Raw genomic sequence first — 7,563 nt, 5'->3', positions numbered from 1 at the left:
CTCCTCTGTCGATGTGACAAGGAGAAGTCTTTTTCTGCAAAAATCCATCAATGAATCCTGTCGATTTCTTCCTGATTAGAATTTAATTCAATACTTCGCCGGAACCCCTTTACCAGGCAAAGATTTTTGTATAAACTGTCTGATGTCCTCATTGGAAGTTGCTAAGTCTTCAGCTCGGAGATACATCATGTGTCCACTTCTATATCCTTTGAAGATCAATCTTTCTTGCATTTTTCCTGCAGGGTCCATTTGCCACATATTATATTTGGCATTGAAGTAATCTGTTCCGCCATCAAAATACCCTGATTGGGTCATGACATGCAGATATGGGTTTTGCAGCATGGCTTGAGCCAATTGGTTTCCTGTATTTTCATTGCTTCTATCCCAAGGATTCACCGGACCGAAAAGGTTGTAGGTCAGATCTGTATTGTATTTTAGGACATTCTTTGCGTAATAATTCATAGCCGGAGAAAAAGCGTGGTTCCATGCTGTGAGGGCAGGATCATAATCAAATCGCTCTCCCGCATCTGTTTGGTCGATTCCTCTGTACCGGCTATCCAATCTGCCAACAGTTAATCCTTTGTCCCTTAATAATTCTTTCCAAAAGTAGCTGGTGGGTACAGCCAAAGCAAATTGCAAAATGACGTCCTCACTCAAGCCGGAGTAATAAGCCATTTTCTTGGCAACTTCTTTTCTGACTGAAGGATCCAAAGAACCTCCCTTTGAAATCGCAGGAATCACTACGTCCAAGGTGTATTTTTCGACTTCCGGTAAAATGCTGTCTAAGTCCCTGCTTTGCAAATCCGCGGGAAGTGCCTTGTGGTACCATGCAGTTGCAGCGTAGTAAGGAAGGTAATTTGCTTTTGCCACTGGCCCGCTTCTATCCAATCCCATTGGTGTAGGTGACACTAAAATAACGCCGTTGAAGTACATCCAATGGGCATTTTGTAATTCATGAACCAAACCTGCTACACGAGTAGTACCATAACTTTCCCCGATCAGGTATTTTGGTGACTGCCAACGGTTTTGTCTGGTGACAAAAGTTTTGACCCAATCCGCCAAGTATTTGATATCTGAATTGATCCCAAAGAAAGTGGAACGGGGTACTTCCTTATCCAAAATCCTGGAATAACCTGTATTCACCGGATCAACGTACACGATGTCCGCCACGTCCAAGATCGAATGTGGGTTTTGCGTGACACCATAGGGCTGTAAAGGATACCCTTCATCATCTATATTCAACTTAAAAGGGCCAGTATAGGCAAGGTGCATCCATAGCGAACCTGATCCGGGACCACCGTTAAACGAGACCACCAAAGGCCGGGATGCCTTGTCAGTGATATCGGTCCTCTCGTAATAAGTATAAAACAAAGTGGCAATGGGTTTGCCATCTTCGTTCCAGACAGGCATAGTACCTGCGGTGGCTTTGTAGGGAACTCGCTTCCCTTTGATGGTAACCTCCCCGTTAGTAACGGAGGATGATTCTACTTTTATTTCCCTGGTTTCCTGTGCAAAAGCCCAAGAGAGGGTAAACATCAAAAGAACTGCTGTGATTAAATGTTTTTTCATGATGATATAGGCTATTTTCACTCGAAATATAAGTGAAATCAAAAAACCTTCCTTATGATTTATATCAAGGGATTTTTGAACAGGATAAGTGGGCTTAGCAGGGAAAGAATTGTTTGGGGAAAAAATTGAATCACTTACATTCGCAGCAAATACCTTCGCAATTGGAAAATCTAGAATTGGAAATCTTATTTCAGGACGAATTTTTTATAGCTGTCAACAAGCCTGCAGGAATGTTGGTGCACCGAACAAATATCGCCTTTGAAGAAAATGTTTTGATAGCAGAAAGGCTGCTAAGAGAACAGACCGGAAAAAAAGTTTACCCACTTCACCGCATTGACAGACCCACCTCCGGAGTTTTGGTATTTGGATTGTCATCAGAAGCAGCTTCGCTTGTCCAGCCTTTGTTTCCAACTGACGATGTAAAAAAATATTACCTAACAGTTGTCAGGGGATATATGTCTGAAAATCATGGGATTATTGATCATCCGCTAAAGAAAAAACTCTATGGGGATTTACAGGATGCAAAATCAGAATATTGGTCAATATCACAAAATGAAATTCAAATTGCATCTACTTCCCGATATCCTACAAGCCGCTATTCACTTTTAAAAGTACATCCCCATACGGGTCGCATGCATCAGATCAGAAGGCATTTGGCCCATGACAGGCATTATGTGATCGGCGACAGCACCCACGGGGACAACAGACAAAACCATTTTTTCAAAAACACCTTTGGGATGGAAAACCTCCTGCTTCATGCTTGGCAGTTTGAGTTTGTTCATCCATTTAATAAAGAACCCATAAAGCTACAGTCCAGAATTCCGGATTATTTCATAGACATCTGCAAGAAATTAGGACTTTCGGTTCCCATATAAAAATTGAAACCCAAACCCATTTGATTTTTTTACGCTGTTTTTCTATTGGAAAGGAAAATAATGATAGCTGAAGTCATAAACATGATCAAACTGTAAATGGCTATTGGAATCGTCATTTCAGAGTTTTTAAGCAAAGTGGCAGCAATCATTATTCCCAAAGTCCCGTTTTGGATGCCGGATTCGATGGCAATGGTAATGCTTTGTCTTTTGGACAAAAGAAAAAGCCTAGCCAAGAAAAACCCCACAGTCAATGTCATAAGATTCAGTATTAAAGTAATAGGCCCTGATTGAATGAAATATTCTACCAAGTTTGCCCTTTCCTTCAAAATGGCGGCAAAAAGAATAAGTACAAAAAATACTGCTGAGGCGATCCGGACGGGTTTATCAGCTTTGTTAGAAAGTTTGGGAAATTTATTATGGAGAAACATCCCTATAGAAACAGGAACAACCGTGACCCCGGCGATCTGTATGATCGTCTCCATCACCGGCAAAGTGATACTTCCCTCCTCTCCAAAATGAGAAATTGCAAAATTGATAATAATCGGAATGGTCACTATAGTAATCAATGAACTCACGGCAGTAAGACTGATAGATAGGGCAGTATCGCCTCTAGACAAGTGGGAAATCAGGTTAGATGTAGCACCACCGGGACAGGCCGACAAAATCATCACACCGACAGCCAAAGCACCAGTCAAACCAAACAGCTCAATCAAAGCATAACCAAAAATAGGCAAAAGAATAAGCTGGTTTGTAAGGCCCAAAACCATTGCCTTAGGGTAAACAAAGATGTTTTTGAAATCTTTAACAGTCAAGGACAATCCCATCCCAAGCATGATAAAGGCCAAAGCCAAAGGTAGGAATACGGCGGTGAGAACGCTGTCTTGCATATAATTTTGGGTTTATGGGGAATTTCTGGATAAATCCTCAAAAATATAGGAATTTTAAATTGATTTGGAGAATGGATTTGTCGAAAATCATTTTTCAAGGCATTTGGCTTTCTGAAATGAACCTTGAAGTTTTTTTCTGAATAAACAAAATCAAAAAATATTTCCCTTCAAAACATTCGGATTGCTTGTCCGTTCCTACTTTTGGAATCTTAACTTTCCCATGATAAGAATTTACCTCATTGTATTGATTTCAGCTTTTTTTATCCGTTGCACAATGGATGATGGCTTGCCTGCCAATACCCAACTATTAGAAAATCCAGACCTAGCTTCATCGGATGGATCAATTTCTCCATGGATGGCATTTTCTGAACCGGGTTTTACCCTTGGTTCAAGTACTGAGGTTTTCAGATCTTCAAATAGGTCTCTTTTTATAGAAAACAGGGATAGTCTTAATACCAACTCAGGGACGTGGAGACAATCTTACAATGGCCCAATGCCGAGCAAAGGGAGAAAATTGGTTTTAAGGGCCTTTTTGAAAGGAGAAGATGTCGCTTTAAAGGGGGCCGAAAGCAATGTATATATTTCAATCAGGGCATTTCCTGTAGAAGACAGCAAAGGCAATACCTTTGGAAGGTATGTGACCACTCAAAACCAAATAGGGGTTTCTGGAACATTTGACTGGACGCAATTGAGACTTACGCTACCCAACACGCCTGAAGAAGTTGATAATATTGTTGTTTACTTAGTGATGGGTTCACGAACCACAGGGAAAATCTATTTTGACGATATTACCCTGACTGTGGAATAATCAGCGAATACCCTTTTCGGGATATTTTCCGGTAACGGTTCTACCAAAAACTTTCATCTCTTCAATCTGCTCATCCATATTTCCATTTGGATAAATAATTGGACCGATTCCCGCTTCCTTCTTTTTATAATCAAGGTAGCCGATAACAATCGGAACATTTGCTCCTAATGCAATGTGATAAAAACCCGTTTTCCATTTAGGTGCATAGCTTCTTGTGCCTTCGGGGGTCACCATGATTACTAGTTCCTCGGATTCTTTGAGCATGTTGATCATTGCCTCAGAATAGGTTTGTTTTTTTCCTCCCGGAATTCTTTTGCGGTCAATGGCAATTCCTCCCAAAACCTTGATCAACCAACCCAAAGGTCCGACCATCGCTTCCTTTTTGATAGTAAACTTGACCGGAATATCCATTAGAAAAAATGCCGATCTGGCATAAAGCAAATCCCAGTTGCTCGTATGGGGAATGGCTATCAATACTGCTTTTTTGAGGTCCTTTGGCCAACCTACATTGAGTTTCCAGCCGCTTAACCAAAAAACTATCTTTGACAAAAACTTCATCATGCTTTTACTGGTTTTTTCTTTTTTTGACTCAACTCCAAAATAGACTCATTCTCTTTTATAAACTCAATAGCTGTCTGGTATCCGGCATCAAAGATATCTTTTGCCTTCTTGATATCAAACACACCATATCGGGCAAGCCCAGGTGGTTCTATGAAGTAGTCACATTTATTTTTTCGACTATATACGTTGTAATTCATCGACATGATAACTGTTCTTTCGATCAGACTCTTGATGTTTTTGATATTATGCTCTACCTGAAGGCAGTTGCAATTGACCCCGATGATCGCATCACAAATCCCGTCAAGGGGTTCAACAGGGAGGTTATTCAAAACTCCCCCATCTATATAAAAACTTTTATCTATTTCCATAGGATCAAACATTCCCGGAATGCAGGAAGAAGCCATTATAGGTTTGATAAGTTGTCCTTCGGAAAAATACACCACCCTAGCCCTTTTGATATCGGTAGCAGCTACTGTGAGTGGTATTTTCAGCTTTGCAAAATCATTGTCAGGAAAGTATTTGAGGTAGAGTTCCTCAACAGAATCCATTTTCAAAATGCCGGTCCAGCTGATTGCAGGTCTGAGAAATTTGAAATAATTGGTTTTAACGATGATCTCAAAAATCTCATCGGGCGAATTTCCTGAGCAGTATAAGGCCCCGGCAATGGCTCCGGCACTGCTGCCACTCACCCTATTTGGGAAAATATTATATTCGTTGAGTCCTTTCAAAACCCCCAAATGGGCTACTCCGCGTACTCCTCCTCCTGAAAGTGCAATGCCGATTTTTTTTTCAGAGTTCATTTAGAGAAAATGTTTGGTCTAATTTTACACCTTTTTCTGTCATTTTCACAGTACAACATTCATGAACGGGATCATGCTCCAAGAATAGGACATAATTGTTTTTGGCTGCCTCCTCCAAAAACAACCTTTTCTCCTCCAAAGTCAACAAAGGTCTCGTATCATATCCCATCACATATGGCAAAGGAATATGTCCAACAGAAGGGAGTAAGTCTGCGACAAATACAATGGTCCTTCCTTTGAATTGAATCATAGGCAGCATCTGTTTGTCGGTGTGGCCATCCACTGTCATGAAAGAAAAACCTTCAAATAATTCTTTTTTAGCTAAATCAAGGAATTCCAACTGACCGCTTTCCTTCATCGGCACTAAGTTCTCTTTGAGAAAAGAAGCTTTCTCCCTGCCATTAGGATGGATGGCCCAATCCCAATGGGCTTCATTGGACCAATATTTTGCATTGGGAAAAGTCATTTCAATAAGGTTTGGATCTCTGTCTTTATATTTTACTCCACCTCCACAGTGATCAAAATGCAAATGGGGCAAAAAATTATCTGTGATATCAGAGAAATCGAAGCCTTTTGATTTAAGAGATTTTTCTAAACTGTCATTTCCATGGAGGTAATAGTGGGAGAAAAATTTGGCATCCTGCTTGTACCCTATGCCATTGTCAATCAATACCAGTCTATTTCCCTGCTCTACCAAAAGGCAACGCATGGCCCAAGGACAAAGGTTATTGTCATCAGCCGGATTGGTTTTGGACCAAAGGGTTTTGGGGACTACTCCAAACATCGCTCCTCCGTCAAGTTTGAAAAATCCGGTATTGATGACATGTAATTTCATAAGCAAAACGGTATAAAAAAATCCCACGAAAAAGTAAAGCCGTTATTCTTTAGAAGAAAAGCTGTTTCCTTTTTGTGGGATTCAAGATTAATTTTATTCCTCAACAACTCCCATAGCGCAGAATTTTTCAATTCTCTGATCAATGCGCTTCTCAGGTTTGATTTTATCAAGTTCTTTCAAGGCTTCCAAAATGGTTGCTTTGATGGTTTTTGCCATGGTTTTCATATCCTTGTGGGCACCTCCAAGCGGTTCGGCAATGATACCATCGATCAGGCCATTGTTTTTCATGTCTGGTGCTGTCAGTTTCAAGGCTTCAGCAGCCTGTTCTTTGTAATCCCAACTTCTCCATAGAATCGAAGAACAGGATTCAGGAGAAATCACCGAATACCAAGTATTTTCCAACATATATACTTTGTCTCCGATCGCGATGCCCAATGCCCCACCTGAGGCACCTTCACCGATGATGATGCAGATGACAGGTACCTTGAGCATAAACATCTCCTTGAGGTTCCTAGCAATGGCTTCCCCCTGCCCTCTTTCTTCTGCTTCCAAACCTGGAAATGCACCCGGAGTGTCAATCAAGGTAACGATTGGCTTTCCAAATTTCTCAGCCATTTTCATTAGCCTGAGGGCTTTTCGATATCCTTCCGGATTGGCCATACCAAAGTTCCGCTCTTGACGCTGTTTGGTGTTGCGGCCTTTTTGCTGCCCGATAAACATTACCGTACGGCCGTCAATATCTCCCAAACCTCCGATCATGGCTTTGTCGTCCTTTACAGTCCGGTCACCATGCAGTTCAATAAAGTCGTTGGTGATCTCGTAGATATAATCCAACGAATATGGGCGGTCAGCATGACGGGAGAGCTGAACCCGCTGCCACCTGGTCAGGTTTTGGAAAGTTTCTTTTTTCAAAGTCTGAATTTTATCTTCCAATGACTGTATATCAGGAGTCAAATTTATATTCCTTCCTTTGGCCAAATCCTTCATTTCCTGAAGCTTGGACTCCAAATCAGCAATTGGTTTTTCGAATTCTAATAGCATAATTGGTTTTTTTGACTGAGACAAAGATAAAAAGATTATTGCGAAGAAAAATTATTTGTATTTGAAGATCATTGTTTATGGGATGATTGCAAAATTTTCATCAATGCCGGTACAATTTAAGGAAAACTTAATGGAGTAAAAATGAAAAAAGCCCCAGATAAAATCTGAGGCTTTTGCGGAATGGACA

General features: G+C 40.8%; 8 protein-coding genes. 2 read left to right on the top strand and 6 right to left on the bottom strand.

The window, feature by feature from the left end:
- Nucleotides 1-87 precede the first annotated feature (87 nt).
- Nucleotides 88-1,569 carry a S10 family peptidase gene (locus ACZFYI_RS12395; protein ID WP_462524448.1) on the bottom strand — a complete coding sequence of 494 codons (1,482 nt, stop codon included), beginning with the start codon at nt 1,567-1,569 and terminating at the stop codon, nt 88-90.
- Nucleotides 1,570-1,730: 161 nt separating this feature from the next.
- On the opposite strand from ACZFYI_RS12395, the gene ACZFYI_RS12390 reads away from it, so the two are divergent.
- Nucleotides 1,731-2,444: a pseudouridine synthase gene (locus ACZFYI_RS12390; RefSeq protein WP_462524447.1), complete on the top strand. Its 714-nt coding sequence runs from the start codon at nt 1,731-1,733 to the stop codon at nt 2,442-2,444.
- 29 nt (nt 2,445-2,473) lie between these two features.
- Here ACZFYI_RS12390 and ACZFYI_RS12385 read toward each other — a convergent pair whose 3' ends face one another.
- Nucleotides 2,474-3,331: a bile acid:sodium symporter family protein gene (locus ACZFYI_RS12385; protein WP_462524446.1), complete on the bottom strand. Its 858-nt coding sequence runs from the start codon at nt 3,329-3,331 to the stop codon at nt 2,474-2,476.
- Between the two features lie 220 nt (nt 3,332-3,551).
- Here ACZFYI_RS12385 and ACZFYI_RS12380 point away from each other — a divergent pair, with 220 nt between their 5' ends.
- Complete coding sequence (locus ACZFYI_RS12380) at nt 3,552-4,139, top strand: hypothetical protein (RefSeq protein WP_462524445.1); 588 nt, start codon at nt 3,552-3,554, stop codon at nt 4,137-4,139.
- Here the strand turns inward: ACZFYI_RS12380 and ACZFYI_RS12375 are convergent, their stop codons facing one another.
- From ACZFYI_RS12375 to ACZFYI_RS12360, 4 genes are all read right to left on the bottom strand, one after another.
- Entirely contained in the window at nt 4,140-4,700 is a 561-nt protein-coding gene (locus tag ACZFYI_RS12375) for a 1-acyl-sn-glycerol-3-phosphate acyltransferase (RefSeq protein ID WP_462524444.1), read from the bottom strand.
- On the bottom strand, nt 4,697-5,500 hold the full coding sequence (locus tag ACZFYI_RS12370; protein ID WP_462524443.1) for a patatin-like phospholipase family protein: 804 nt from the start codon (nt 5,498-5,500) through the stop codon (nt 4,697-4,699). Before ACZFYI_RS12370 ends, ACZFYI_RS12375 begins: the two co-directional genes overlap by 4 nt.
- Complete coding sequence (locus tag ACZFYI_RS12365) at nt 5,490-6,335, bottom strand: MBL fold metallo-hydrolase (RefSeq protein WP_462524442.1); 846 nt, start codon at nt 6,333-6,335, stop codon at nt 5,490-5,492. The genes ACZFYI_RS12370 and ACZFYI_RS12365 overlap by 11 nt, the downstream gene beginning before the upstream one ends.
- 93 nt (nt 6,336-6,428) lie before the next feature.
- Nucleotides 6,429-7,376: an acetyl-CoA carboxylase carboxyltransferase subunit alpha gene (locus tag ACZFYI_RS12360; RefSeq protein WP_462524441.1), complete on the bottom strand. Its 948-nt coding sequence runs from the start codon at nt 7,374-7,376 to the stop codon at nt 6,429-6,431.
- Between the last annotated feature and the right edge of the window lie 187 nt (nt 7,377-7,563).

The sequence above is a fragment of the Aquiflexum sp. genome (genome assembly GCF_977115555.1).
The sequence above is the reverse complement of the archived record's forward strand: the minus strand, read 5'-3'. Positions and strand labels throughout refer to the sequence as shown.